This window comes from Oceanospirillum sp., from assembly GCF_048265165.1.
Classification (GTDB): Bacteria; Pseudomonadota; Gammaproteobacteria; order Pseudomonadales; family Halomonadaceae; genus Oceanospirillum.
Window position 1 is genome coordinate 564,355 of sequence record NZ_JBLXCD010000001.1, and the last position, 25,414, is coordinate 589,768.

The window sequence follows — 25,414 nt, forward strand, 5'->3', positions numbered from 1 at the left end:
ATGGAGTTTCTGTTGCAGAATCTGGCTGAGTCCCTGATGGTTCTCGGTGCCATCGCACTGATTATTGAAGTTGCTGTACTGGGTTTCTCAACTTTTGTACTTTTCTTCTTTGGCTTGTCTTTGCTCATCACTGGTGGCCTGATGACTGCAGGCATACTCCCTGACAATGGCAGTGCAGCCTTCTGGTCAAATGCTGTTCTGACCGCATTACTGAGCCTTGCACTCTGGAAACCACTGAAAGCCGCTCAGTCAAAGACCGATGAGAAACAGGTTAAAACCGACTTTGCTGATCACAGCTTCGTTCTGGAGTCTGATGTCGATATTAAAGGTGAGACCCTATACCAATATTCAGGTATTAGTTGGAAGCTGAAAAGCCTGCAACCCTTAGAAAAAGGCACCCATGTCTATATTTCCAAGATAGAGGTAGGTGTACTTTGGGTCGATGCTGTAGCAGGATAGCCCTATAATTTGGGTTATTTGCAAACCCGAAGCACCAGTTCAGCCGTAGCCCGTTACTCAGTCGACTCATCATCACCTGATGGCTGGGCAGAGCATCAACCGTTGCTCTCCCAGCCCCCCCTATCAACGGGTGACGCCCATGACATGTTGAATGTAAAGCTAATTCCACTCACAATAATTCGGACTGTCATCCAGATCAGCGTTTAAGATCTGGAAGGTAAAATCATCCGCCAGATTTAGGCCAGACAGCGCCTGTTTTAACCTGGGTGATTGGCACGCCTTAGCAAAGTCATGCAAAAACGGGGGCAGCTCCGGGTTGTCGCTATCATTCCAGATACCAGCCAGATCAGCGGCCAGAGCCTCTGCTTCCGGCCAGCGACCTTCGTTAATGCCGGATAAATCATAAAAAGGCCAGTCGGCGATCTCATCATCTGCCGCGATGTCATCCATACCGATGATCTTGTCACCCTCAAACAGAAAGGAGATCTCGATGGTCTGAAACCATGGGAAAACACCCAGATCAACAATTCTCAGCCCACGGCCAGCAACAGCATCATTTACGCTGAGTTCTTCGGCCAGTTGTTTTAACTTTGCCTCTAAAACCAACTCAATATTTTCGATCGTGTATTTCACAAAATATCTCCCTCTATTAAGCTTTTGCACCAATTAAGCTTTTGCGGCAATAGCAGCCCGCGCAGCATGCAGCTTCTGATAGCTGGCGATCAGGCGCTGATGTTTGTCGAGGCCTTCCAGCTGCATATTGGTTTCGGTCAGACCATAGAAACGCACCGTCCCTTCAATAGATCCCTCCACAGCATCCATACGCTCTTGTCCGAACATACGTTGGAAACTGTTCCGGAAATCTTCGTACTCCAACTCATCATCCAACACAACGTCCAATGCAGCTCCCATAGCCTGATAGTACAGGCCTCGCTCCAGGGTGTTGTCGTTGTACTGCAGGAACATATCCACCAGTTCTTTAGCATCTTCAAGTGCACCCAGAGCCAGACAGATCATCAGCTTCAGTTCCAGAATCGTCAGCTGACCCCAGACCGTATTCTCGTCAAATTCAATGCCGATGAAGGTGATGATATCGGTGTAATCATCCTCTTCACTCTCTTCCAGACGTTCAAACAGAGCTTCCAGCTGCTCATCATCCAGACGGTGCAGATTGAGAATATCCTCACGGAATCTCAGTGCCTTGTTGGTGTTATCCCAGATCAGATCTTCCACCGGATAGATCTCAGAATAATCCGGCACCAGAATACGGCAGGTCGGTACACCCAGTTCCGTACGCACAGACTGGTAAACTTCTTTGCCCATCTGCTCAAGAATAGCGAACAGCGTTTTTGCCTCTTCCTCGCTGGAGCTTCTACCCTGTCGACCAGCGTCTTCCAACAGGTGTGAAAAGTCCCATTCGCAAAACTCATAATCTGCCCTATCACTGAAAAAACGCCATGAAACTACGCCGGTTGAGTCGATAAAATGCTCAACGTAGTTGTTAGGCTCACGAACGGCATTACTTTCAAAGGTTGGCTTTGGTACATCATTAAGGCTTTCAAAGCTCCGCCCCTGCATCAGTTCTGTCAGGCAGCGCTCAAAGGCCACCTCAAAACGCGGGTGACCGCCAAAAGAGGTCAGCACGCCACCGGTACGCGGGTTCATCAGCGTGATACAGGCCACCGGAAACTGACCACCCAGAGAGGCATCTTTAACCAGAACAGGGTAGCCCTGTTCTTCCAGCCCTTTAATACCTTCAACAATCTGAGGGTATTTCGCCAGAACCGCTTCAGGTACATCCGGCAGCGCCAGCTCCTGCTCCAGAATTTCCCGCTTCACCGCACGCTCAAAGATTTCTGATAAACACTGAACCTGCGCTTCTTCCAGTGTATTACCGGCGCTCATACCGTTACTGAGATAGAGGTTCTCAATCAGGTTAGAAGGAAAATAAACGGTTTCACCATCAGATACCCGCTCAAACGGCAGGGAACAGATACCACGATCCATGCGGCCAGAGTTGGTATCAAACAGATTTGAGCCACGCAACTCACCCTCCGGGTCATAGATTTCCCGGGTATATTCATCAAGAATTTCTTCCGGCAGACTGTCACCCTCACCGGGCTGGAACCACTGCTCATCCGGATAGTGCACAAAATCACTGTGGGCGATCTCTTCACCAAAATATTGATCGTTATAAAAGAAGTTAAAATTCAGACGCTCCAGAAACTCACCCAGAGCGGAGGCCAGCGCTGCTTCTTTGGTGGCACCTTTACCGTTGGTGAAGCACATCTGAGATGCTGCATCCCGGATATTAAGCGACCAGGCGTTCGGTACAATATTTCGCCATGAAGTGATCTCGATCTTCATGCCCATATCGGCCAGCAGCCGGGTCATGGTGGCAATGGTTTTTTCCAGCGGCAGATCTTTTCCCGGAATACAGGTATTAGCGTTTTCATCCAGATCCGCCATCAGAAGTGCCTGCGCATCTTCATCCAGGTTTTCCACTACTTCAATGACAAACTCCGGGCCAGTCTGTACCACTTTCTTCACTGTGCAACGGTCGATCGAGCGAATAATGCCCTGGCGGTCTTTTTCAGAAATATCTTCCGGCAGCTCCACCTGTATCTTAAATATCTGGTTATAACGATTATTGGGGTCAACAATATTGTTCTGCGACAACCGAATATTATCAGTGGGAATATCCCGCGCCAGGCAGTAAACTTTAACGAAATAAGCCGCGCACATAGCAGACGATGCCAGAAAGTAATCAAACGGCCCTGGTGCCGAACCATCGCCCTTATAGCGGATCGGCTGGTCTGCGATGACTGTAAAGTCATCGAACTTGGCTTCTAAGCGGAGATTATCCAGAAAGTTAACATTAATTTGCATGCAAAGAATACTCTGTGAAAGCAGGTTTAGCACAAGTGCTGGTTGCCCGCTATTATCCATTTTTTAGAGGCTGCGTCTTGGGCTTTACACCCTTGTTTACCCTATGGAATATCATCAATGAAGTTTGCGGCAAACCCTGTATTCGTGTAAATTTATTGCAACTATAAAAACATGTCACAGATCAATGCATAAAATTGCATTTAATCCCCAGCACATACTTGAAGTTAAGTGGCAAATAAGGATTGTTGAGTGCAGTTATCATGAAAAAGACTATTGCTACAGAGCATGTAAGAATTGGCATGCGGATCGTTGAGCTGGATGTAAACTGGCTTGAGTCCCCTTTTTGGCGTCGCGCTTTTACTGTTAAAACTGAAGAAGAACTGATCAAACTCAATCGGGCCTGCAAGCAAGTGGTCATTGATGTTGAAGCATCTGCACGTCACTCTTTGACGCACTTCAGAAGCACTCCCGTAGAACCGGCAAAAGCTCGTAAAAAAGCCGATCAAACCGATAAACAGACGTCAGGAAAAGCTCAGCAAAACGAAAAAGATGCTCTCAAAAACCGCAAGGGTCTGATTGCAGCTCCGGAACTGCTCAACCGCAAAGAACTTCAGATTATCGAAAGCAATATCGCTGTTTGTGTCAGGGAAGTAAAAGACCTGTTTACCCGGGTCAATGACCGCAACCGAGTATCGTTCAAGAAGCTGACAGATGCGGTTCACTGCCTGATGGATGATGCGCTCAACGATGCTGCCTCTCTGTTACTTCTATCCCGACTAAAAGAAAAAGAACAATCTTTGGCGGAAAAATCTGTCAATGTCTGTATCCTGACGATCGCTTTTGCGCAGTATTTGGATCTGGATCAGCACACCATCTACCTGCTTGGCATGGCAGCATTACTGCATGATATCGGTATGCTGAAAGTACCAAGCTACCTGCTCAGCTATGAAGGCAAGCTCAACAGAGCGCAGCGACAGGCTATTGAGTACCACGTTATTGAAGGCATGAGCTTTGTTGGTTTGCACAACGAGCTATCCACGCTCCCTCAGCTAAAAGAGATCATCGGCAACCATCATGAACGTTATGACGGTTCAGGCTACCCCAGGGGTATCAAAGGCGAAAACATTCCTTATCTGGCTCAGGTTCTCGGTATCACCAGCACCTATGAGGCCATGACACGGGAACGTTTCTATAGCGATGCCGCTAACCCAACCCAGGCACTATCCCGTATCTACAGCTGGCGAGCTAAGCTTTTTGATAGCCGTCTGGTCACCCGTTTTATCAAAGCATTAGGGGTTTACCCGCCGGGTTGCATGGTCGAACTGATGAATGGCCGGATGGCCGTGGTTACAATGATCAACCCTGAAAATCGTACACGCCCTGTTATTCGGGTTCTGAAAAGCAGCGACCAGCTTTCTGCTGATGGCAGTATTGAACTGGATCTGATGGCCCCAGAATATGCGCACATTAGTATCACGCGCACACTGGACGAAACTAACCTACAGGATCTTGAAAAATTAGCCAACAGTACATAATTTTATGGCTCAAGCACCACCTTCTTTTCCAGATACCCTACCGCGCAGTCACGGCAAACACATGCCTTTGAACGTTGTTCAGGAGAGATACGGGTGAGTAGGGATTCCGGAAATGAGATTCCGGGGTCATAGCACCAGCAACCCTGTCTGGAGTCCTGGGCATTATGATGAGCGCAATTATTCAGTCGATGGCAAAGCGGGCATCTTGCAGGATCAATTTTACTATCATTATTTTTAACGGCCTGCAGCGGATCAAAAACAACAACGGCAGTTTTACTCAAAATATACTCCATACCTGACTCACTATAACCATCATTTTTAATATTCAGTCCGTGCAGCATATCTTCTGACGTCCAAAAATAACACGGCTGATCAAACTGATTTTCTGATCCCCTCTGATCTGGCAAAATAGTACGCTTTATTATCAATAAGATAACAACAGGCGGATCATGACCGGAGGAAAACCACCAGAGTTTTATCAGACTCAGCATAAAAAGCGCCTCAGCTGGATGCCTTGGCTCTATTACCGCCTGAAACCCAAAAACCTGCAATGGGCTAAACCGTGGCAGGATGATCTTCAGCAAGCCCTAATGCAGCTTGAAACCATTGAGATCGCTGAGCAGGTATTTATCGCTCCGGAAGCTGCACTTTTTGCTGAGCCAGGGCGAGCCATCACCTTAGGTGAAGAGACCTTTGTTGCCGCAAACTGCTTCTTACACGGCCCTCTGGTAATCGGCCGCGAAGTTGCTATCAATCACAGCTGCTCTTTTGATGGTGGCAAAGCAGGCATTACAATCGGTGACCAGACCCGTATTGCCAACCAAGTAAAGCTTTATGCCTTTGATCACGGAATGGCGCCTGACATGCCAATCTATCAGCAAGGTAACGGTTCAAAGGGGATCTCGATTGGCCGGGATGTTTGGATCGGGGCCGGGGCAGGTGTACGGGACGGCGTCACAATCGGAGATCACGCCGTGATCGCAATGAATGCCATGGTGACCAAAGATGTCCCGGAGTTTGCTATTGTGGCAGGCAATCCGGCTAAATTGATTGGTGATCGCCGTGAGAAGCCGATAGGTTACAGAGAGAAGGCCACCGGAATTTCAGACAAATAATGTCAATCCGTTAGTCTGTCGTATTATTCTTACCGCTAAAATTTACAAACGGAGCCGTTATGCCGTTACATATCTGCTTTATTCATGGCAAAGAGAGTGGCCCCTGGGGTAACAAAGGCCAACTTTTCTCCCGTATTGCCAACGAACGCGGTCACGAGTTCAGTGCCTTAAATTACCTAAGCGCAGAAAACCCTGACGATCCGGAAAGCCGGGTCAAAATGCTAAATGCCTATCTGGCAGAAACCAAAATACCCGGTAATGAACTCATTTTAGTCGGCTCCAGCATGGGGGGATATGTTGCAGCCCGTGCCAGCCAAAGATACAGAGCTGCCGGCATGTTTCTGATGGCTCCGGCAATTGGACTGGAGCACTACCCTGTTCAATGGCCTGAAATCAAAGCGGGCTCAATATATCTGGTACACGGCTTATTTGATCGCACAATCCCCTGGATGAACACCAATATGTTAAGTCAAAAGCTTGACTGTAAGATTCACCTTCTGGCAGACGATCATCGCCTTAGCGACAGCCTAGATCTGATTGAAGAGGACTTTCTGATCTTTCTGACTGAACTGGAAATCGCCCTGAACACATAAAACAGATTAATCTAGGTCTGGTGCGAAATAACAGCGTTATGAAAACAAAAAAAGAGGACAATCCATGTCCTCTAAGAGCAATAGCCTATTCGGCCGGTATGAGCTCTACACTGAAAAAAACTATCCGCAAGCCTTCAACTCTCTGTCAAAGTTAAGGATATGAAGCTGCTCCACCCCTTGGCATTTCATATCACTACTGTAGCGCTGTGCCTCAGTCAGCACATGATCCAATGGGGCACCTCCCATCGTAATAGCGGCTGTAACTGTACAGGTTAGCTCAATTAATTGATCCGCCAGATGAATACCAGGCTTAAGGGCCTGCTGAATATCCAGGGCGAGGGACTTTAGCTGCTCGCTATCAACAGGGGAGTCGGTCCATAATAACTGCACAAAGCAATCACCATCATAGCGATAGCATCGACTATCCCAGCCGTGACGGATACTGGTCAGGCGGTTTGCTGTCATCGCCAGAACAAAGTCACCAATAGCCCGCCCATGCTCTCGGTTAAAACGCGAAAACTGATCAAGTTCAACCATCACAACGGCCAACTCATGGCTGGACAACGCCTCCGCCCTGCTGTCGCTGTCCAATACAGAACGACAAAGTAAACCTGTTAGCGCGTCATAATGGCCTGATACACCCGGCAAAGCCCATTTCGTTGAATCCATTGGAGTAAGAACCGGAGCACGGGTTTCAATTGTCATAACCAGACCTCTTTAATAGCGCATCACATTGTTCTTTTAGTTGTGATGGAAGTAAGAACGAATGTCATGAAAGAATAGTATTTGGAATCAGACCAAACATATTGTTTTGTAATAATGAGTTAAACTTTGTAACAAGACTACTGGGTTCACTACTGTTCTCTTTAAGGGTTTTCCCTAGGGCATAATACGGCTGTCAAAGGTATACTAAAATCATACTGTGAACTGGATATAAGAATGGAAGAGCCAAAAAAAATATCTTTTACAAATCAGTTAGTTAGGTCGATCGTCCTGCCAGCCTTACTTGTTGTCGCTCTTCTTTCAGCTCTGCAGCTATACCTTTACTATCAACTGAGTGCAACCAGCATGCAGGCCCATGCAGACAAACAAATAAAGTTGGTTGTACCGATTCTCTCCAAAGCACTTTATGATGCTGATGAAGAAACCATCAATCTGATTGGCGACAGTCTTTTCCAGGAAGCCAATGTCGATTATCTGATGATTTCAGACCAGTTCTCACGAGTTTATCTGCGAAGCAGAAACAGTGAAAATATGCAGCTCCCTTCTATAGCGGTATCCAGGTCGTTGAGCTACACAAACAATAGCGGGCAGAGCCTGCTACTGGGCAACATTAATATTCAATATAACCCTCAGATACTGCTGGAAGGCCGAACCGAAGCCCTCGCCACCATTGTCGCACTTGGCATTCTCAAATTTGTTTTCCCTTTACTGGCACTAACTTTATTCCTGCATCAGAAAGTTCAGCGCCGACTGAGCTATCTTATCAGGAAAATATCTGATTCCCGGCCGGACAATCTCCGCCAGATAGCCCCAAGGCGCAGTGATCCGGGGGAGATTAAAGCACTGATCGGTGCCTATAATCAGCTCCAGGAAAATAACTTCCGCTACCACAACCGACAGCAGGAAGCACACGCAAAGCTTATTGAACGTACGAATGAGGTCGCTGAGAGCCGGGAATCCGCCCGTATGCTGACCAATATGCTTCAGAATAGCCAAAAACGATATCGGGCACTCTTCCACCGGAATGTAGACGCGCTTCTTATTGTCGAGAGCTTCCGCCTGGAAGAGGAAGAACGCTTTCGCATCATCGATGCAAATCTTGCAGCCATGAGTATTCTGGACCGGGCACTTGATCAGCTTATTAAGCAGGATTTCGAAGCAATGTTCGGGTCAAAACCTCTGGAGCATGGCCGTTATCTGCTTAATAACAACACGCTTCCGCCCTCATTACAGAAAGCGAACCTTCAGATAGAACTGCATTTCAATGTGGTCATGTTTGAGAAACAAGGGATCTATTACGTCACCCTAAGAGATGTCAGTGATAAAATACGGGCTGAAAAACTGGAAAAAGAAGCCAATGAATTGATGAACTTCCGTCAGAATCAGATGGCTATTGCTGAAATGGCAACAACCATTGCCCACGAGGTCAATCAACCACTTGCCGCTATTCAGAACTATGCCCTGTCTGCGATCAACTTCAGCAAGTCTGGCCAGATCAATCAGGACAAGCTTCACCAAAGCCTTGAACAATTAATGCAACAAGCCAATATTGCATCCCAGATTGTACAACAGGCCAGGGCCCAGCTTGGCCGCAATGACTATCCACAACAACCGCTGAACCTTATCCAGGCACTCGAAGAGAGTCAGGCTCTGTGTCAGCATAGGGCAGATAAGCATAACATTACCCTTAGTTTCCACTCTGAACTGGAAAAAGCGATCGCTGTTGCTAACGAAGTTCAGTTCAAACAGATTATGATTAATACGCTTTCAAATGCTATAGAAGCACTTGCTGAAAGCACCGCAGATCCGAGGGAAATCAAAATTTCTCTGTATCGTGAAGATCACAACTATGTGATTAAGATCAGAGATAACGGGCCTGGTATCGAAAATATAGAGCGGGTGTTCACCGCCCATTTCAGTACCAAAGAAAAGGGTTTGGGTATGGGGCTTGCCATTTGCCGCAGTATTGCAGAGATGCATCATGGTTCAATAACAGCCCGCAATCTCACCCCCTGTGGCGCTGAGTTTACTTTACGCCTTCCTGATCATATCGATATAACAGATAAAAAGGCCGCAACACTGAAAACTGAACCCTCATAATCTGAAGCTTATCGCTGAACCTATTATAAGCACCAGCTACTTTCAGGGAGATATCCACTTGCAGGCACTACCACAAAAAATCCATATTATTGATGATACTGAGTCTGTCGCCGCTTCACTTCAGATGTTGCTGGAATCCTATGGCTATGATGCCGTTACCCACTCATCCGGCGAAAATTTTTTACACAGCATGGCAGCCAAAACCTCTGAACCGTGCTGTATCCTTCTCGATGTCAGGATGCAGGGGATGAGCGGCATAGAGCTCTTCCAACAACTGGAATCACTGGATGTGATTGCACCGGTTATTTTTATTACCGGTCACGCAACTGTTCCTATGGCGGTGCGGGCTATTCAACTGGGTGCGTTTGATTTTCTGGAAAAACCCATCGATCACAGCCAGTTAATCTTTAAAGTAGAGGCTGCTTTAAAGAAATTCCGTGAAACAAAGAGCGCTTTACAGATTGAACAGGAGAGCCATAAAGCTCTAGAGTCACTGACAAAACGCGAATACCAGATCCTGGAGCTACTGGTCAAAGGGTGTGCAAACAAGGAGGTCGCCCGCGAACTGAATATTACCGTCAAAACCGTTGAGTATCATCGCAGTAATATTATGCGTAAAACGGCAGTTAATTCACTTCCCGAGCTGGTCAGACTTCACCTGACCTATCAGAAGTCCTGTTAAATATAGAACCAGTGGCCCGGAAAAATATGCCCCTAATAAACAATATCTACCGGATACAGGTGCTTTTTTTAAATACCTGCAGGAGCCTTACCTATTGCCTGATATTGCTGTCACTGCCTATCAGTAGTCTGGCCTCCGCCTTGGAATTAACACCGGCAGACAGAACTAATTCCGCCGATATTCCAGCACAAGAACATCACCACAACACCTACCGGATTGTTGTGCTGGTGAATAAAACAGAGAACCCCTTCTGGTCACAGGTCAAAACATCAGCTAAAAAAGCAGCCCACGACCTTAATCTGGAACTGCAGGTTATCGCTATCAACAACAACCCGTTGAGACCCGTTCGTGTTCTTTCTGCTCTGGTGAATTCCAGCCATAAACCCAATGCGGTGCTTTTCCCCAATATCAAAAATACAGGGAAAGCTATTCTGGAACTGCTCGAACAGCACCAGGTTTATAGCATTGTTTACGACAACGGCTTTGCCCCAAAAGATAACATAGGGCTTCCGGGTCAGTTTTATCGGTACTGGGTAGGCCAAATCGATGCGGGTAACTATGAAGCCAGTCGCCAGTTAACCCAGGAGCTACTCAATCAGGCCCTGACAATGTTCCCGGAGCAACGCCCACTGCCAATAATCGTTCTGGAGGGCCGGACAGCATCAAGAGCCAACGCTCAACGGCTGCTGGGAATGTTTGATGCATTAATGACCTACAGCAAACAGGTAGAGATCCGGCAAATTTTCCGCACACGCTATGACACCCGGCATGCGCGTCATGCAATCCTCACAGCCCACAGGCGTTACCCTGGTGTACGGGTTATCTGGGCAGCCAATGATGCCATGGCACTCAGCGCGGCAGAGGCTGTAAAAGAAACCGGATTAATTCCCGGAAAGGATATCCTGATTGCTGGCTTTGACCTCCTGCCGGAAGCTCAGGCAAAAATCAAAACAGGGGAGCTGTTTAACAGCTATGGCGGGCATGCACTGTCAGCGGCCTGGGGATTAGTTTACCTGCACGATATTTTGCACGATAGTTCCCATAAATACCGTCGCTTAGCAATACCATTACAGTCTGGCAGACACCCCTTCAAAGTCCCTCAGCCCGGTCCAGGCGGTACCCTCTGGGTAAAACCAGACGCTGACTTTTCCAATATCGATTTCTCTGCTTTAAGTCTGACCTCTGACCAATCGCAGCAAAGCGATCAAAAAAATCGTTATCTGTTTGAACAACGCCACATGCCATAGCCTAAAAGCATGCACACAGGTTTGCGTTTGTGGCACCCCATCCTTAGACTGTTGTTTTTACGGTAAAAACTGGAATATGGTTATGGGTTTCTTCAGCCGGAAAAAGTCAGATAGCACGACCACCAAAGTCTCTATTCAACGTGAAGGCTTCGCTCATATCCGTCAGATCAGCGAAGCCGTAACGACCATGCCCTGGGGGTTATCGCTTCTCTCTCTGGCCTGGACGGCAGGGCCTGTTACTCTCCTGGCTGCACAACTTAGCTATGTGCTCGGTTATAACAAAGCCCCTACCCAGGAAAACCTGATGTTCTTTATCATCTACACCATTATCACAGGTGTAGCAGGTATTGTTGCTCAGGTTGTTTATCGTTTAACCCGTGTACCGAAACTGGAAGAAGAAAAGCGCAGAGTATCTCTGGTATTAGAGCAGCTACCGGAACTCCGCTGGCAGGTTCTGGATCTTCACACCCATCAACATGACCCGGAGCAGCGCCAGCGCTACGTTGCCAAGCTTTTACTGCAGAAAGCTGACCTCGACCCGGAATCACTGAAACAAGCGACTTACGACCTCACGCAGAATAAGGCATTTGCCCGTCTGATCAGTCAGATCGAAATTTACCGTCAGGTTGGCATGGATCGCCGAATTGATGATCTGGTAGAAAGCCAGCGTTTCCTGATTCGTCACGTACTGGTTCAGTTAGAATCCGTTGAACCCGACGCAATCCCCTACCTTCGGACCCGTTTACAGGGCGACAGCCCAGACCAGAAAGTGGGTATGCCCCGTCAGGAAAACTTTATTGAGCGTATTTTTGCCGCCATTGAAGAAGAGAACGACCTTCTTATGTCAGACGAAGATGTCGAAGAGATGATCGTACTGGCCTTTGAACTATTGTGTGGCCGGAAAATCCCTATGCTCACATTTACCTTCCGCGGGCGCTGGGAGCTGGCAACTGCACTGGATAAGATGGAACGCAATCGCAGTGAGTACCGTATTGCACAGGCTACCGGCTTAAGCCGTATCAGGGCTTTGGCCAGTTTTATTAATCAGCAATACCTGCTTCAGCGCACCAGTGAAGAAGAAGAGATCGAACAGCTGCAGATCAACCAATCCGCTGACATTCTGGTGGAAAATGCCGAACGCTATATGGATGAATGCGCCAGCCATTTGTCAGAATACTGCAGACAAGCTAAAAGAAAGCGCGCCGATGCTGATAAAGAGTGGATTCGCGAACAAGCACGACAACTGGGTGAAGCACTTAACCTCTGGAAAGAAATTCGCCGGGCTTATGAACATATTGGACGCATGCACGTCCAACTGCTGAAAGCATCCCAACGCTGGGAAAAGTTCGTTGATACGTTCTCTGTCAGCGATACCAATCTCCAGATCGGCTCAGGCCATCGAGGTCTCACCGTCACTGAAAAGTCCATCTACCTGGATGAGGAAGCCATCAGTGAAGTCTGTGCCCGATTAAATAACTTTCTGGTTAAACATAAGCTCACCCCAGAAGACCAGAATCTTGCCCGTAACAAAACCCTCCGGGGTCGTGTAGAGCGCTCTCTGCTGCCTGAAGACCACATTACTCCCGAGATAGCTAAGCAACTGGCTATCGAAATTGCGCTAGCTCTGGAGCCACATATTTTATTGAGCCGACCAGAGATACAGCGCGCGATTTATAGTACAAATGCTATCTACATGAACGATATTGAGCCAGGAATGAGTGCTGCAACCAAAACCGCCATGGGGCGCGCTATGGCTAATGAGAAAAGGCATGATCTCTCGGTTGCCGCTGAGCGTCTCGCTCTGGCACTGGTGAAACATTACCAGGTTGAACTTGGCGAAGATGCCATCGCGTTCCTGCGTGATACCTACCATGCCCGTGAAAGCAGACTGAATATGTTAAGCCAGTTCACAACATCACGGGAACGTAAGGTCAGTTATCTGAATCTACGACCACCGGTGGTAGCCGCACCCAAACGGGACTGGTATAAAGCCCTGATTGAGGCTCGGCGACTACGGGATTAACGCAGCTTAACCACCGGTCATGTTCATAAAGCGCACCACCTGAACATCACCATCTGTTGTAAAATGATGTCGCTCCGGCTTAATCGCCATACTGTCACAGATCGCCTGTTTCAGCGGCTCAATATCGCCCGGATTTGCCCGGATAATCGCCCTGAGATCAACCGAATGTTCATTACCCAAACAGAGTAGAAGTCGCCCTTCCGCAGTGACACGAACGCGGTTGCAGCTACTGCAGAAGTTATGGCTATGGGGCGAGATAAAACCTACCTTGGTTTTAATACCGGGAATACGGAAATAGCGGGACGGTCCATCCGTTTTCTCTGTGGTCGGCAAGAGCTCATAACGCTGACAGATCATCTCACGCACCTCATCACTGGAGCAGTAGGTCTCCTCTCTGTGATGTTCCGAGATCGTTCCCAAGGGCATCTCTTCGATATAGCTGATATCGATACCGCGGGCTATTGCAAACTCCAGAAGATCCAGAATTTCATGGTCATTGCGGCCTTTCAGAATCACAGCATTCAGTTTAATGCCCTTAAAACCTGCTGCCACAGCCGCATCAATACCGGCAACAACCTGATTCAGATCCCCTTTACGGGTCAACTGACGGAAACGTACCTCATCCAGAGAATCCAGGGATATATTCAGCCGCTTAAGGCCTGCAGCTTTAAGGTCATCGGCCATTCGACTCAGCTGAGAGCCGTTCGAGGTCATGGCAAAATCGGTGATCTGCTCAAGGCCTCCAATATGACGGATCAACTCCATCACATTCCGCCGCACCAGAGGCTCACCACCGGTCAGTCGGATTTTATTCACCCCAAGTTGCGCAAAAGCTTCTGCGACTAAAGCGATCTCTTCCAGTGTCAGCACTTTTTCACGGGGCAGAAAGGTCATATCCTCCTCCATGCAGTACACACAACGGAAGTCACAACGGTCCGTTACCGACAATCGGACATAGGTCACCTGACGACCAAAACCATCAATCAGAGGAGTAACCGGAGTCTCAACAGTGCTCATATATCACCCTCCTGCCAACGCCCGGCAGCAACGGCATCAGATGAACGGGCCGAGACCCAATAATCACCTTGCCGTGTATTCTCTTTTTTCCAGAAAGGGGCACGGGTTTTCAGAAAGTCCATAATAAAACTACAGCCATCAAAGGCCGCCTGACGGTGTGCTGATGCCACGGCGACCAGCACAATCGAATCTCCCGGTGTCAATCGGCCAACTCGATGGATCACATGCACCGCCTGCAAAGGCCAACGATCAACCGCGTCCTGTGCAATCTCCTGCAGCGCCTGCTCTGTCATGCCCGGATAATGCTCCAGAGTCAGTGCCAGAACATCTGGTTTTTCATTAAAGTCCCGCACCAGACCACTAAAGGTCACAATAGCCCCAATATCGGTACGGTCAGCAGATATCGCCCGGCTCACCGCTCCAAGGTCAAACTCCGCTTCCTGAACACGGATCTCGATCTGACAGCTCATCCGCTTACCCCCCTGTCACCGGTGGGAAAAAGGCTACTTCATCACCCACTGTTACCAGAGCCGATGCTTTGGCCATCTGCTGGTTTACCGACATCAGAAGATTCTTAGCGGACAAAGCTTCCGCCCAATCGGGGTGGGACGTGATCAGCAACGCTTTAACCTCAGCAAGGGTTATGGTCTCAGCATTCAGTGACAGCGGGACCTGTTCACAACCCAGTGTCTCACGTAATCCCGCAAAAAAGCGTACCTTAACAACGCCCTCGTCTGCAGCAGACGGCGATGCAGCTTGCGAATCGGATACAGCTACCGTCTGAGCATCGGAGGAATCACTGACCATCTGCCAATGCCCGGACTTACCGCCCTTCTTCTCCAGCACCTTGGTGCCGGATATCACCATGGTTTTATCCACGGCTTTACACATATCGTAAAGCGTTAATGCTGCTACAGAAGCCGCCGTCAGAGCCTCCATCTCGACACCGGTTTGTCCGGCAAGCTTACAGAGGCTTTCGATACGGATACGGTTATTCTCAGGTTCCGGTATCAACTCAACCTTAACCTTGGTCAGCATCAGTGGGTGGCAAAGCGGTATCAGATCCGCCGTCTTCTTTGCTGCCTGAATTCCGGCTATACGGGCAACAGCCAGCACATCACCTTTTTTGTGCTCACCGGAAACGATCATACGCAGGGTTTCCGGCTGCATTTCAACATAGGCCTCCGCAACCGCCTCCCGGGCAGTAACCGCTTTTTCGGTCACATCCACCATACTGGCCTCGCCCTTAGCATCGATATGGGTAAACCCTTCCGGGTGCTGGCCTGAGACTGGGTTATTTGCTTGCTGAGTCATAGTACTCTCTCTGCTTCCCACCTTTTTATATCCGCTTGCTTACGGCTGAACGGTTAAGGTGGTGATACTTTTTATTTTTGATCGGCTTGTTATTCCTGATACGCGTACTTGTTTCGTGACGCGTGCTTCTTAATACTGAACAACAGGTTGTCTCGGCTCAAAGAAGATCAGCAAAGGGGTAAATTGTCACAGAATCCCCCGCCGCGATAGCCCCATGCTCATCGCCAATCTCGATCAGACAGTTGGCTTCTGTCATAGAACGCAGAATGCCGGAACCCTGAGTACCTGTCGTCTGCACCTGCAGCTGACCTTCGGTACCGAGACTGAAAATACCCCGGTGAAAATCGGTACGACCTTCACGGCTACGCATCTTCTCGCTGGCAGTAGCCGGAATGGCCTGCAGCTGCCAGCCCGTCTCGCCCTGAAGCTGTCGCAAAGCCGGTTGCGCCAGCTGCATAAAGGTCACCATGACCGCAACCGGGTTACCGGGAAGACCAAAGAACCAAGCGGAATCAGCATTATCCTGAGCCAAATCCGCACCAATACAGCCAAAGGCAAAAGGGCGACCGGGGCGGATATTCATCCGCCAGAAACCGATCTCACCGACCCTTGCCAGGGCGGTTTTGATGTAATCTGCCACACCAACCGAAACGCCACCAGATGAGATCACCACATCCGCTTTAACCGCCGCATCCGCCAAGGCTTTAGCAAGTACCGCTTCCTGATCCGGCAAAATCCCCAGATCAATCACCTCACAATGCAGTTTTTTCAACAGCGCAATCAGAGAATAACGGTTGGTATCGTAAATACTGTGGGGAGGTAACGGCTGCCCCTGAGCCACCACTTCATCACCAGTGGAAAACACCGCCACCACCAGAGGTTTAAATACCGCAACATCGGTCAGGCCGAGGGATGCAATCAGCCCCTGATGCGCTGGCGTGAGGCGGGTACCGGCTTTCACTGCAATCTGACCGGTTGCCAGATCCTCACCGGCCTGACGAATATTATCGTTCAGACGCAGGGATTCCGGCTTTTCAATCAAAACCGCACCCTCACCGGACTGGCAGATCTCCCGCATTACAACGCTGTTGGCACCAGCAGGAACCGGAGCACCTGTGGTGATAGTGACTGCCTGACCGGTTTTCAATTGACCGTCAAAACCATGACCCGCCAGAGCCTTGCCCACCAACTGATACTCCGATGGGAAGCTATCACAACCATCTTCGGGCAAAGCCAGGGCAAAACCATCCATGGCAGCATTGGTTTGAGCGGGTACATTGATCGGCGAGATCACATTCTCCGCCAGAACAGAGCCGACCAACTCAGCAATCGGTTGTTTGATCGCGTCAGGATGCTTTGCCGATACAAGGGCATCAAGCAGAGCTTGCCGACCCTGCTGAACACTTAATTGCCCGGGCTGGTCAAAGCAGCTTACCGCTGCCGGAGTAGGATTCAGTTCTGATACCATCACAACGCTCCTGGTTTGTTTTCAGTGCCGGATTTAGTCTGCAGTGTCAGACGCTGCTGCCGTACCTGTTCAACCACAAAATCTACAATAGCGTCCGGGTCGTTAAGATCTAACAGCGGTAACAGGTTAACCCGTTCACCACTATCCCGCAGACTCTCTTTCAGCTTAGCGGCATCATTGGTAGCAATCGCAATAATGTTACTGTCATCCAGAGCGATCAGCGGTTTACCCGTAGCAGGACGGTGTATCTCAATTTTAGGAAAGGGAACAGCCTTAAAGCCTTCAACCAAAACACAGTCCAGTCGGTGCAACGGGAGGTAATCGATCATCTCAAGCAGATCAGGGTCCTGAGCCTCGCCGTTTTCCGGGTCAGAAAAATCCAGCATCATCGCCATACGCTGACTTGAAGCCACCAGCATGGGCGCAGCCCCCGCTTTACGTAGCTCGAAGCTGTCTTTACCGGGGTGATCAACTTCAAACGCATGGTGCGCATGTTTAACAACCGCAGTCCTGAGTTCCCGTTTAACCAATAGAGGTAATAATTTTTTTAACAGCGTGGTTTTCCCGGAGCCACTAAACGCAGCGAAACCCAGCACAGGTAGGGGGAAATTCAGCATAAGCATTCCTATTTCCTGAACACAGCCCGGACTGAGCTGGCAGCATATTTTTTCAGGTCTTGATGGTTAATAAGGTATAGAGCAGCAAGGAGTATTCCACGCCTAGTCTGAACCAGATCAAAAAAGCTCCAATAAGATCCATTTAGGCCGAGTATTCCATCATAAAGCCAGATCACTGATATAAGAAGCATCGTCATAACGTCAGAAAGCGACCCATAAAAAAACCCCGGTTAAAAATAACTGGGGTTACCGTGCATATGACGCTTGCAGGCATTACGTGATCAGAGGGCAAGGACTTAGCCGCTTATCAAAACACCCAATCAGAGACGCTGCTCCAGCGCCTGAACATCCTGCAGGGTATTCAGATTGATAAAATCATCAGAGGAACCATCAAAGCGGACAACAACCATACGATGTTGCATATACCAACGATCAATTTTTCGTTTACCGGCTGCCAGCCACTCCTGCAAGCTCGGTAGCAAGCTACGATGCATAAGAGAGATCACCGGCTGCAGACGTTCACCATCATGAACTACAGCAATATCAGCACCCTGATCAACAATCGCAGCCGCCAGTTTCTGAACAATATCTTCCGGCAACAGAGGGATATCGCAGGGAACGAATAAGATCCAATCAGTTTTGGCTGAGACCAGTCCGGTTAGCATTCCCATCAAAGGGCCGTGATACCCCTGTTCAATATCTTCAACAACCTCACAACCCAGGGACTGATACTCTTTTTGACTGCGGTTCGCATTGATCAGTACATGACTTACCTGAGGCGACACCTGGCTAAGTACATGGTGTATCATGGGCCGACCATTGAAACTGACCCACCCTTTATCCTGCCCTCCCATGCGCTGCCCCTGACCGCCAGCGAGAATGACAGCGGTAACCTCCGAAGGCCTGATGGTGTTTAATTGCTTAGACATCTATTGGATCACTCCTGACGAAATCCCTGTATTAAGATCTGACATAGCGATTCCTGCGCACATCAATAAAGATATATTTAAAAAGCATTATATATTGCCAACGAAAACATGAATACTACTTTTGCCATTTCATGCCCGAAAAATGCGCGGTAGCTATAGCCAAAAACATAGACAAAAAGAAGAACAGCTCTGCAGATTCAGGCCTGACGACGCCGGAACCTAGCCTCCTCCTCCAAAGAAGAAGCAGTTAATGTGCCAGAAGCAATCAGCCAGCGAGTATTACATAGCTTTGTCAGTAGATTCTTCTGGTGAGAACTCACCATAATTGATGCGCCTTTATCAACAAGATCAGTGACTAAGCGGTGCATTAACACCACAGAGTCATCATCCAGATTGGCAGCCGGTTCATCCAACAACAAAATATCCGGTTGCAGCAGCCAGGCACGCAACAGGGCCAGACGCTGCCGCTCACCACCGGATAAAGTAACCGCATCCTGGTGACGCAAGCCCTCCAGACCGGCAAGTTCCAAACCAAGGCCAAGGGCCACACGCGCCGCCGGGCGCTGAGCCGATGCCAGGGAGCGAATAACAAACTGAAGATTACGTTCAACACTACCGGCAAAAAGATAAGGGGTCTGGTGCAAATAGCAGATTCTCGGTTCTTCTGACCCGGATTGCTTTTTAAAAAGATCAATACGGCCCTGCTGAACAGGCTCAAGCCCGGATAGCAAACGCATAAATGTCGTCTTCCCGGAACCATTCGCCCCCTGCAGCCATATATGCTGCCCTTCAGACCAGATCACATGTTCAATATCAAAGAGAGACTCAGCCTGATCCGGCCAGCTTTGGTGAAGCCGCTCAATGCTGAGCAAGTCTCTTATATCTGCCGACGAATCGTGTTTATCCATGGGAGGCATTTCCGCCAGGTAAGAAGATTTATCAAGCACAACAACACCTTAATCAGCGACTTGCCAGCTGCCCTTTGCCACGAAGCAAACCCATTCCAACATTCAGAACCATTGCTAATATAAAAAGAACCAAGCCCAAAGCAACACCCTGGGCATACTCCCCTTTCAGGGTTTCCAGGGCAATGGCGGTCGTAATACTTCGGGTATAATTAAGTATATTGCCACCCACCATCATGGCGCAGCCAACTTCGGCAATAATACGGGCGAAGGCCGCAATAAAGCAGGCATACAAAGCATATCGCACCTCCAGCATTAAAACCCAGAGACAACGAAACGGGCCGGCTCCGAGCATTTTTGCTGTTTCCCAGGCACGTTTATCAGCCCCCTGAAAAGCACTGTGACTCATCGATACCAGCAGCGGCATACATAGCAGAAACTGTCCGATAATCATCGCATCCTGAGTGAACAACAAACGCCAATCACCCAAAGGGCCAGCCCTGGAAAGCAGCATAAACAGAATCAGGCCGACCACAACGGTAGGTACGGCCATTAGCGTATGGGTCAGCGACAACAGCAACCAGCGGCCGGGAAAACGCCAATAGGCCAGGGCGAAGCCGATCAGCGTCGCGGGAACAATAGCCAGAACCAGTGCGGAAAAAGAGACCCGAAAAGAGACACCAATAATAGCCCACAAGGCATTATCACCGGATAGCAGAAGTTCAACCGCAGCAACAAAAGTATCAGTCAGTGAAGCCATTAACGGTAGCGCCTTATATTTATTTTTCTTTCAAACATAGAATAAAGGGTGCAGCAAAAGGGTTATTCACAAACCCAATGGAATTAATCCGGCCCGAAAAAACAGAAAACCCGTGGATCGCATAAATCGCTACCCACAGGTATCGTTTCTCAGACAAGAGAAGCCGCACCAACCGCTAAGTCAGCACGGCTGAACACGCCCGACAGCGGCTTATTTAGCGTTTGCGATAAACAGACGCTCACCATGCAGACGGAAATCATTAATACGCTTTTGCGTCTCATCAGAGATCAGCCAATCGCTCAGCGCCTGAGCACCTTTCGTGTTCAGACCATCGTATTTGGCTGGGTTTACCAGAATAACCTGGTATGGGTTGAACAGACGCTTATCACCTTCAGACGTGATAGCCAGATCAACTTTAGATTTGTACGCCAGCCAGGTACCACGGTCTGTCAGTGTGTAAGCCTGCAGTTCTGAGCTGATCTGCAGTACCTTGCCCATGCCCTGACCGACTTCACGGTATCCTTCAAATGGCAGAGAGGTGCCCGCTTCTTTCCAAAGGCCCAGTTCTTTCTTGTGGGTACCGGAGTCATCACCACGGGAGATAAACAGCGCATGGTTATTGGCTATTTTAGCCAGGGCATCTTCAATACTGCCAGCAGACTTAACACCCGCCGGATCATTCTTAGGGCCCACCAGAACAAAATCGTTGTACATAATGCCGCGCGGCTGAACGCCATGGCCTTCATCAACAAATTTAGCTTCTGCTTTAGGTGCGTGGGTCATAACCAGATCCACATCCCCATCACGACCCATACGCAGCGCCTTACCTGTACCGACAGCGATAACCTGAATGGTCGCACCGTTTTTCTTTTCAAACTCCGGCAACAGGTAATCCAGCAGACCCGAGTTATAAGTACTTGTTGTCGTCGCCAAACGAACAATTCCCAGGTCTTCAGCATATGACTGAATAGAAACTGTCGCGGCAAGAACAGCCAACGCAGCAGAACGGATAAAGGTTTTTAGCTTGCTCATTTTAGGTGTACTCATGCTCGTCCTTTAAATGCTTCAAAGTGCAATGTTTGTTATGATCAGACCGCTTATTCAGCAAGATAGATGCCAAAAAGCACCAACCTTACCAGACCTGACCTGCAAGTCAGATATAATCATTATATCTGACGACAAACTGCTGACAGAGATCAAAAACGGGCCATATTGACCCACAAAAAACACGCAATAGACAAAATGACGCACCCAGGTATTCTGATCATATTTTCAATAACACAACATCCTTGGTGGTCGGTTTTTTAAAGCAAAAGCAAAAAAATCGATAAAGACAATAAAAAACGTAATTTACACTACCGAGCACAAGAAACGACACAAGGTTATCCATGGATAAAAAACCTCGCTTTGCTGCATTAGATGCTTCCCATGCCCCCTTCGTCTCCGGCAGTTTATCTCCTGCAATTTCCGTTCTGATTGTTGATGATGAGCCCGGCATGCGCAATTTTCTGATTAAGGCTCTGAGCAAGCGCTTCGCCTTGGTTGAATCTGCCGATAGCATTGAAACCGCTGAAGAGATTCGGAAACGCTGTCACTTTGATCTTATCGTGTGTGATATCAAGCTTCCCGGCCGCTCCGGCATAGAATGGCATGAAGCCACAACGGATAATGAGCGCCGAAGCGATATTATCTTTATGACAGCTTATGCCGACCTGGAAACCGCCATTGAAGCACTTCGTGCCGGTGCCAGTGACTTTATTCTGAAACCTTTTCGGCTTGAGCAGATGATGGCCGCCATCGACCGGTGTGTTGAGCGCCGCCTGATGGCCCGGGAAAACTTCGTGCTAAAACGTGAGCTGAACACGGTTTACAGCTCCGGCAGCGCCATGCTCGGGGAAAGTCAGGTGATCCGCGATGTCGACAGCATCATTCGCAGAGTGGCCCCAACACCGTCAGCGGTTCTGATCGAGGGCGAGTCCGGTACAGGTAAAGAGCTGGCTGCACGGGCCCTGCATGAGAACAGTGGCCGAACCGGTGCTTTTGTCCCGGTGAACTGTGGTGCCATCGCCGCTGATATTCTTGAAAGCGAGTTATTTGGCCACACCAAAGGTGCCTTTACCGGCGCACAGAAAGCCCGTGAAGGTCTCTTCTCCTTTGCCAGTGGCGGCACACTGTTTCTGGATGAGATCGGTGAAATGCCCTTAGCCATGCAGGCCAAACTGCTTCGGGTACTGGAACTCAAAGCCGTTCGGCCCGTTGGCAGCGAACAGGAGGTCAGCATCGACGTTCGTATCGTCGCCGCCACAAACCGAAATCTGCAGGAGGAAGTTAAAGAAGGGCGCTTCCGTGAAGACCTGTACTACCGCCTGAATGTACTGACATTAACCCTGCCACCGCTGAGAGATCGCCCGGAAGATATTCCGACACTGGTACATAGTTTTTCCCGCAGACTCTCCAAAGAACTGGGCCTGCCCCCTGTGCCTCTGACCCATGAAGATATCACTGCAATTTCAGGCTATAGCTGGCCAGGTAATATTCGCGAACTGAAAAACTTTGTTGAGCGCTGCATCCTTTTGGGACGCCTGCCCATCGAAACCTTTGTCAGTGGGGACACTCTGTCCCAGAACCGGGAAACGGCTCAGGCTGAAGGCCGTGGTTATCCCTCAAGCTGGGCGATGGATGAAGTGGAGAAACATCACATCCTGCAGGTACTGAGCGAGTTCCAGGGTAATAAATCTGCCGCTGCACGCCAGCTGGGTATTTCACGCAAAACTCTGGATCGAAAATTGCAAGCGTGGGATGAAGCTCAGGGTTCTGAATCCTGATGTCACCCACATTGAAACAGGCAAAACGACGCTGGTTCATGCGCTCATCAATCCGAATTAAAATTTTAGGGCTAAGCCTTGCTCCTTTAGCCCTTACACTTGCCACCCTGATTGGCATGACCAGTTACTGGGTTAACAGCTACTCTACTGATTTACTGGATCGGAAAGTAAGGGCCGACCTGTCGGTAGCGGAGGGTTTTCTCAACATCCTGCAACAGCAGGATCTGATTAACCTGAAGCAACTGAGCCTGAACCAGCAGCTTCAGGAAAGTGTCGAGCTCCAGAAACCCGCCCGTATCAGCCAACAGCTTTATAACTTCAAAATGCTGCACCGGCTGGATTTTGTGCGCATCATTCCCGCCACCAAACTCAGTGAGCGTGTGCTGAAAGAACCCAGCCTTGGGCAGATCGCCTCTCAGGTACTGGCAGGCAATGCGGATGCCGGGTTACAGCTTATCAGCCCGGATGAGCTGGCTTTTATCGATCCGCTGCTGATTGAACAAGTACGCATAAGACTTCTGCAAACTCCAATGGCAGAATCAACAGAGCGCCATTTTGAGAAGCGCGGCATGTTTATTCGGGCACTGCACCCGATCAACAACGCAAAGGGAGAGATGATCGCACTGCTGGACAGCGGCCGTCTGCTGAATCGTAACAACAATTTTGTCGATGAAATTCGCGACCTTGTCTACCGACCGGGCACTCTGCCTGATGGCGGCCTGGGCACCGTCACCCTGTTTCTGGATGATGTCCGTATCAGTACCAATGTGCCAAATAACAATCTGCCCTCACCTTCCGGCATAGAGAGCACTCCTACACCCGCATCCCGGGCGGTAGGAACCAGGGTTTCTAAAGATGTTTATCAAAAGGTTCTGCTCAGGGGTGAAAGCTGGGTAGACCGCGCCTTTGTCGTTAACGACTGGTATATCTCAGCCTACAACCCGGTGGAAGATCTGGCGGGCAAACGTATCGGCATGCTCTATTCCGGTTTTCTGGAAAAGCCCTACAGGGAAATTCACAATCAGACACTACTGAACCTGATACTGGCGTTTGTTCTGGTGGCGGTTATTTCGGTATTTCTGGTATTGCGCAGCACCGGACTGATCACCCATCCGATCCGTCGCATCCACAGTGTGGTTCAGGCGGTCAAAGCCGGTAAACGTCAGCGTATCGGCATGATGGACACCCAGGACGAATTCAGCGAACTGGCAGAACAGTTCGATACCATGCTCGACCTGCTGGAAGAGCGTAACCGGCAGATTCAGCAGGCCGCCGACGTACTGGAACATAAGGTAGAGTCCCGCACCCAGTCCCTGCAGAATAAAACTCGTGAGCTGGAAGAGCATATCCGGCTACTTCAGGCCACCCGTGCCCAGCTGATTACCAAAGAGAAACTGGCCGCCCTCGGTGAACTGACCGCAGGTATCGCCCATGAGATCAACAACCCCGCAGCGGTGATTCTGGGCAATATGGATCTGCTGCAGGTCACTCTTGGGGAGCACGCTGCAGATGTTGAAGAAGAGATCGACCTGATCGTTCAGCAGGTTTACCGGATACGGGCACTGGTCAATAACCTCCTGCAATACAGCCGACCCGGTGAATACACACAATCCATGTCACCGCTGGATATCAACCAGGTGGTGCAGGATACCCTGCTACTGGTGCGCCACACCCTTGAAAAGCAGAATCTTGAGGTAAAACTCAGCCTGCATGCTAAGTGCTCGACAGAAGCCAATGTGCAGCAACTGCAACAGGTACTTGTCAATCTGGTGATGAATGCCGCGAATGCCTCCCAAAGCTTCAAAAGCATCCATATCCGCAGCCACGACTGGTATGAAGATAAAGTTCTGAAAGGCGTTGTGGTCGAGGTGGAAGACTCCGGCATGGGTATCGCCGATGAGATCCTACCCCATATCTTTGACCCTTTCTTTACCACACGGGATAACGGCACCGGCCTTGGGCTTTCAGTCAGCTACGGTATTATCCGCCGCTACGGGGGTGATATTCGGGTCCATAGTGAACAGGGACGCGGCAGCACCTTCAGTGTCTATCTGCTGCAGCAGGCGCGCTATAACAACAGCGATCAGGCCACCACAGAACAGCTGCTGGCAACCTTATCAGAAGCACAGAGAAAGCGCTGATCCGGCGCTTTATCTGTTTAACGCCCTCCTACTCGCTCCCACACTCAACCAAACTCACGCAATCACTCTAAA

23 protein-coding genes are annotated in these 25,414 nt (G+C 49.3%); 10 read left to right on the forward strand and 13 right to left on the reverse strand.

The features are described from left to right. Positions 1 to 459: an NfeD family protein gene (locus tag ACN0R8_RS02420; protein ID WP_417594709.1), complete on the forward strand. Its 459-nt coding sequence runs from the start codon at positions 1 to 3 to the stop codon at positions 457 to 459. 159 nt (positions 460 to 618) lie between these two features. Here ACN0R8_RS02420 and ACN0R8_RS02425 read toward each other — a convergent pair whose 3' ends face one another. Together ACN0R8_RS02425 and ACN0R8_RS02430 are read right to left on the reverse strand one after the other, a co-directional pair. After that, the gene (locus ACN0R8_RS02425; protein ID WP_417594711.1) at positions 619 to 1,092 is read right to left on the reverse strand and encodes a hypothetical protein; all 474 of its coding nucleotides are present in this window, start codon (positions 1,090 to 1,092) and stop codon (positions 619 to 621) included. Positions 1,093 to 1,125: 33 nt separating this feature from the next. Further along, on the reverse strand, positions 1,126 to 3,348 hold the full coding sequence (locus tag ACN0R8_RS02430; RefSeq protein WP_417594713.1) for an OsmC domain/YcaO domain-containing protein: 2,223 nt from the start codon (positions 3,346 to 3,348) through the stop codon (positions 1,126 to 1,128). 260 nt (positions 3,349 to 3,608) lie between these two features. On the opposite strand from ACN0R8_RS02430, the gene ACN0R8_RS02435 reads away from it, so the two are divergent. After that, a complete protein-coding gene (locus tag ACN0R8_RS02435) occupies positions 3,609 to 4,883 on the forward strand; it encodes an HD-GYP domain-containing protein (RefSeq protein WP_417594715.1) in 1,275 nt (424 codons plus the stop codon). A gap of 2 nt (positions 4,884 to 4,885) precedes the next feature. Here ACN0R8_RS02435 and ACN0R8_RS02440 read toward each other — a convergent pair whose 3' ends face one another. After that, positions 4,886 to 5,164, reverse strand: coding sequence for a cysteine-rich CWC family protein (locus ACN0R8_RS02440; RefSeq protein ID WP_417594717.1), 279 nt, complete (start codon positions 5,162 to 5,164; stop codon positions 4,886 to 4,888). 168 nt (positions 5,165 to 5,332) lie between these two features. On the opposite strand from ACN0R8_RS02440, the gene ACN0R8_RS02445 reads away from it, so the two are divergent. After that, positions 5,333 to 5,998: an acyltransferase gene (locus ACN0R8_RS02445; RefSeq protein ID WP_417594719.1), complete on the forward strand. Its 666-nt coding sequence runs from the start codon at positions 5,333 to 5,335 to the stop codon at positions 5,996 to 5,998. Positions 5,999 to 6,057: 59 nt separating this feature from the next. Continuing rightward, the gene (locus tag ACN0R8_RS02450; RefSeq protein WP_417594721.1) at positions 6,058 to 6,591 is read left to right on the forward strand and encodes a YqiA/YcfP family alpha/beta fold hydrolase; all 534 of its coding nucleotides are present in this window, start codon (positions 6,058 to 6,060) and stop codon (positions 6,589 to 6,591) included. Positions 6,592 to 6,711: 120 nt separating this feature from the next. Here ACN0R8_RS02450 and ACN0R8_RS02455 read toward each other — a convergent pair whose 3' ends face one another. Then, positions 6,712 to 7,296: a diguanylate cyclase domain-containing protein gene (locus ACN0R8_RS02455; RefSeq protein ID WP_417594723.1), complete on the reverse strand. Its 585-nt coding sequence runs from the start codon at positions 7,294 to 7,296 to the stop codon at positions 6,712 to 6,714. 234 nt (positions 7,297 to 7,530) lie between these two features. Here ACN0R8_RS02455 and ACN0R8_RS02460 point away from each other — a divergent pair, with 234 nt between their 5' ends. The 4 genes from ACN0R8_RS02460 to ACN0R8_RS02475 all read left to right on the forward strand — a co-directional run bounded on the left by ACN0R8_RS02460 (position 7,531) and on the right by ACN0R8_RS02475 (position 13,366). Further along, the gene (locus ACN0R8_RS02460) at positions 7,531 to 9,414 is read left to right on the forward strand and encodes a sensor histidine kinase (RefSeq protein ID WP_417594725.1); all 1,884 of its coding nucleotides are present in this window, start codon (positions 7,531 to 7,533) and stop codon (positions 9,412 to 9,414) included. A gap of 58 nt (positions 9,415 to 9,472) precedes the next feature. Further along, on the forward strand, positions 9,473 to 10,096 hold the full coding sequence (locus ACN0R8_RS02465) for a response regulator transcription factor (RefSeq protein ID WP_417594727.1): 624 nt from the start codon (positions 9,473 to 9,475) through the stop codon (positions 10,094 to 10,096). A gap of 26 nt (positions 10,097 to 10,122) precedes the next feature. Further along, positions 10,123 to 11,343, forward strand: a complete 1,221-nt coding sequence (locus ACN0R8_RS02470; RefSeq protein WP_417594729.1) for an ABC transporter substrate-binding protein — start codon at positions 10,123 to 10,125, stop codon at positions 11,341 to 11,343. 82 nt (positions 11,344 to 11,425) lie between these two features. Continuing rightward, a complete protein-coding gene (locus ACN0R8_RS02475) occupies positions 11,426 to 13,366 on the forward strand; it encodes a hypothetical protein (protein WP_417594731.1) in 1,941 nt (646 codons plus the stop codon). Between the two features lie 6 nt (positions 13,367 to 13,372). Here the strand turns inward: ACN0R8_RS02475 and moaA are convergent, their stop codons facing one another. The 9 genes from moaA to ACN0R8_RS02520 all read right to left on the reverse strand — a co-directional run bounded on the left by moaA (position 13,373) and on the right by ACN0R8_RS02520 (position 21,423). Further along, entirely contained in the window at positions 13,373 to 14,383 is a 1,011-nt protein-coding gene (gene moaA / locus ACN0R8_RS02480; RefSeq protein ID WP_417594733.1) for a GTP 3',8-cyclase MoaA, read from the reverse strand. Then, complete coding sequence (gene moaE / locus ACN0R8_RS02485) at positions 14,380 to 14,853, reverse strand: molybdopterin synthase catalytic subunit MoaE (protein ID WP_417594735.1); 474 nt, start codon at positions 14,851 to 14,853, stop codon at positions 14,380 to 14,382. Before moaE ends, moaA begins: the two co-directional genes overlap by 4 nt. Positions 14,854 to 14,857: 4 nt before the next feature. Continuing rightward, entirely contained in the window at positions 14,858 to 15,697 is an 840-nt protein-coding gene (moaC, locus tag ACN0R8_RS02490) for a cyclic pyranopterin monophosphate synthase MoaC (protein WP_417594737.1), read from the reverse strand. 157 nt (positions 15,698 to 15,854) lie between these two features. After that, a complete protein-coding gene (locus ACN0R8_RS02495) occupies positions 15,855 to 17,165 on the reverse strand; it encodes a bifunctional molybdopterin-guanine dinucleotide biosynthesis adaptor protein MobB/molybdopterin molybdotransferase MoeA (protein WP_417594739.1) in 1,311 nt (436 codons plus the stop codon). Further along, positions 17,165 to 17,788, reverse strand: coding sequence for a molybdopterin-guanine dinucleotide biosynthesis protein B (mobB, locus tag ACN0R8_RS02500; RefSeq protein ID WP_417594741.1), 624 nt, complete (start codon positions 17,786 to 17,788; stop codon positions 17,165 to 17,167). The genes ACN0R8_RS02495 and mobB overlap by 1 nt, the downstream gene beginning before the upstream one ends. Before the next feature lie 314 nt (positions 17,789 to 18,102). Next, positions 18,103 to 18,711: a molybdenum cofactor guanylyltransferase MobA gene (mobA, locus tag ACN0R8_RS02505; protein WP_417594743.1), complete on the reverse strand. Its 609-nt coding sequence runs from the start codon at positions 18,709 to 18,711 to the stop codon at positions 18,103 to 18,105. Positions 18,712 to 18,908: 197 nt separating this feature from the next. Continuing rightward, positions 18,909 to 19,619, reverse strand: coding sequence for an ATP-binding cassette domain-containing protein (locus ACN0R8_RS02510; RefSeq protein ID WP_417594745.1), 711 nt, complete (start codon positions 19,617 to 19,619; stop codon positions 18,909 to 18,911). Between the two features lie 52 nt (positions 19,620 to 19,671). Beyond that, the gene (locus ACN0R8_RS02515) at positions 19,672 to 20,376 is read right to left on the reverse strand and encodes an ABC transporter permease (RefSeq protein ID WP_417594747.1); all 705 of its coding nucleotides are present in this window, start codon (positions 20,374 to 20,376) and stop codon (positions 19,672 to 19,674) included. A 210-nt stretch (positions 20,377 to 20,586) separates the two neighbouring features. Further along, positions 20,587 to 21,423, reverse strand: coding sequence for a substrate-binding domain-containing protein (locus ACN0R8_RS02520; RefSeq protein ID WP_417594749.1), 837 nt, complete (start codon positions 21,421 to 21,423; stop codon positions 20,587 to 20,589). 341 nt (positions 21,424 to 21,764) lie between these two features. On the opposite strand from ACN0R8_RS02520, the gene ACN0R8_RS02525 reads away from it, so the two are divergent. Continuing rightward, positions 21,765 to 23,201, forward strand: coding sequence for a sigma-54-dependent transcriptional regulator (locus ACN0R8_RS02525; protein ID WP_417594751.1), 1,437 nt, complete (start codon positions 21,765 to 21,767; stop codon positions 23,199 to 23,201). Continuing rightward, complete coding sequence (locus tag ACN0R8_RS02530) at positions 23,201 to 25,342, forward strand: cache domain-containing protein (protein WP_417594753.1); 2,142 nt, start codon at positions 23,201 to 23,203, stop codon at positions 25,340 to 25,342. The genes ACN0R8_RS02525 and ACN0R8_RS02530 overlap by 1 nt, the downstream gene beginning before the upstream one ends. The last annotated feature ends 72 nt before the right edge of the window (positions 25,343 to 25,414 follow it).

What these genes read in the sequence shown, in the direction of transcription:
- ACN0R8_RS02495 (WP_417594739.1), bottom strand. Translation starts at nt 17,165, where the DNA reads ATGGTATCAGAACTGAATCCTACTCCGGCAGCGGTAAGCTGCTTTGAC.
- ACN0R8_RS02450 (WP_417594721.1), top strand. Translation starts at nt 6,058, where the DNA reads ATGCCGTTACATATCTGCTTTATTCATGGCAAAGAGAGTGGCCCCTGG.
- ACN0R8_RS02510 (WP_417594745.1), bottom strand. Translation starts at nt 19,619, where the DNA reads ATGGATAAACACGATTCGTCGGCAGATATAAGAGACTTGCTCAGCATT.
- mobA (WP_417594743.1), bottom strand. Translation starts at nt 18,711, where the DNA reads ATGTCTAAGCAATTAAACACCATCAGGCCTTCGGAGGTTACCGCTGTC.
- ACN0R8_RS02470 (WP_417594729.1), top strand. Translation starts at nt 10,123, where the DNA reads ATGCCCCTAATAAACAATATCTACCGGATACAGGTGCTTTTTTTAAAT.
- ACN0R8_RS02420 (WP_417594709.1), top strand. Translation starts at nt 1, where the DNA reads ATGGAGTTTCTGTTGCAGAATCTGGCTGAGTCCCTGATGGTTCTCGGT.
- ACN0R8_RS02525 (WP_417594751.1), top strand. Translation starts at nt 21,765, where the DNA reads ATGGATAAAAAACCTCGCTTTGCTGCATTAGATGCTTCCCATGCCCCC.
- ACN0R8_RS02520 (WP_417594749.1), bottom strand. Translation starts at nt 21,423, where the DNA reads ATGAGTACACCTAAAATGAGCAAGCTAAAAACCTTTATCCGTTCTGCT.
- ACN0R8_RS02430 (WP_417594713.1), bottom strand. Translation starts at nt 3,348, where the DNA reads ATGCAAATTAATGTTAACTTTCTGGATAATCTCCGCTTAGAAGCCAAG.
- ACN0R8_RS02435 (WP_417594715.1), top strand. Translation starts at nt 3,609, where the DNA reads ATGAAAAAGACTATTGCTACAGAGCATGTAAGAATTGGCATGCGGATC.
- mobB (WP_417594741.1), bottom strand. Translation starts at nt 17,788, where the DNA reads ATGCTTATGCTGAATTTCCCCCTACCTGTGCTGGGTTTCGCTGCGTTT.
- moaE (WP_417594735.1), bottom strand. Translation starts at nt 14,853, where the DNA reads ATGAGCTGTCAGATCGAGATCCGTGTTCAGGAAGCGGAGTTTGACCTT.
- ACN0R8_RS02515 (WP_417594747.1), bottom strand. Translation starts at nt 20,376, where the DNA reads ATGGCTTCACTGACTGATACTTTTGTTGCTGCGGTTGAACTTCTGCTA.
- ACN0R8_RS02475 (WP_417594731.1), top strand. Translation starts at nt 11,426, where the DNA reads ATGGGTTTCTTCAGCCGGAAAAAGTCAGATAGCACGACCACCAAAGTC.
- ACN0R8_RS02455 (WP_417594723.1), bottom strand. Translation starts at nt 7,296, where the DNA reads ATGACAATTGAAACCCGTGCTCCGGTTCTTACTCCAATGGATTCAACG.
- ACN0R8_RS02460 (WP_417594725.1), top strand. Translation starts at nt 7,531, where the DNA reads ATGGAAGAGCCAAAAAAAATATCTTTTACAAATCAGTTAGTTAGGTCG.
- moaC (WP_417594737.1), bottom strand. Translation starts at nt 15,697, where the DNA reads ATGACTCAGCAAGCAAATAACCCAGTCTCAGGCCAGCACCCGGAAGGG.
- ACN0R8_RS02445 (WP_417594719.1), top strand. Translation starts at nt 5,333, where the DNA reads ATGACCGGAGGAAAACCACCAGAGTTTTATCAGACTCAGCATAAAAAG.
- moaA (WP_417594733.1), bottom strand. Translation starts at nt 14,383, where the DNA reads ATGAGCACTGTTGAGACTCCGGTTACTCCTCTGATTGATGGTTTTGGT.
- ACN0R8_RS02530 (WP_417594753.1), top strand. Translation starts at nt 23,201, where the DNA reads ATGTCACCCACATTGAAACAGGCAAAACGACGCTGGTTCATGCGCTCA.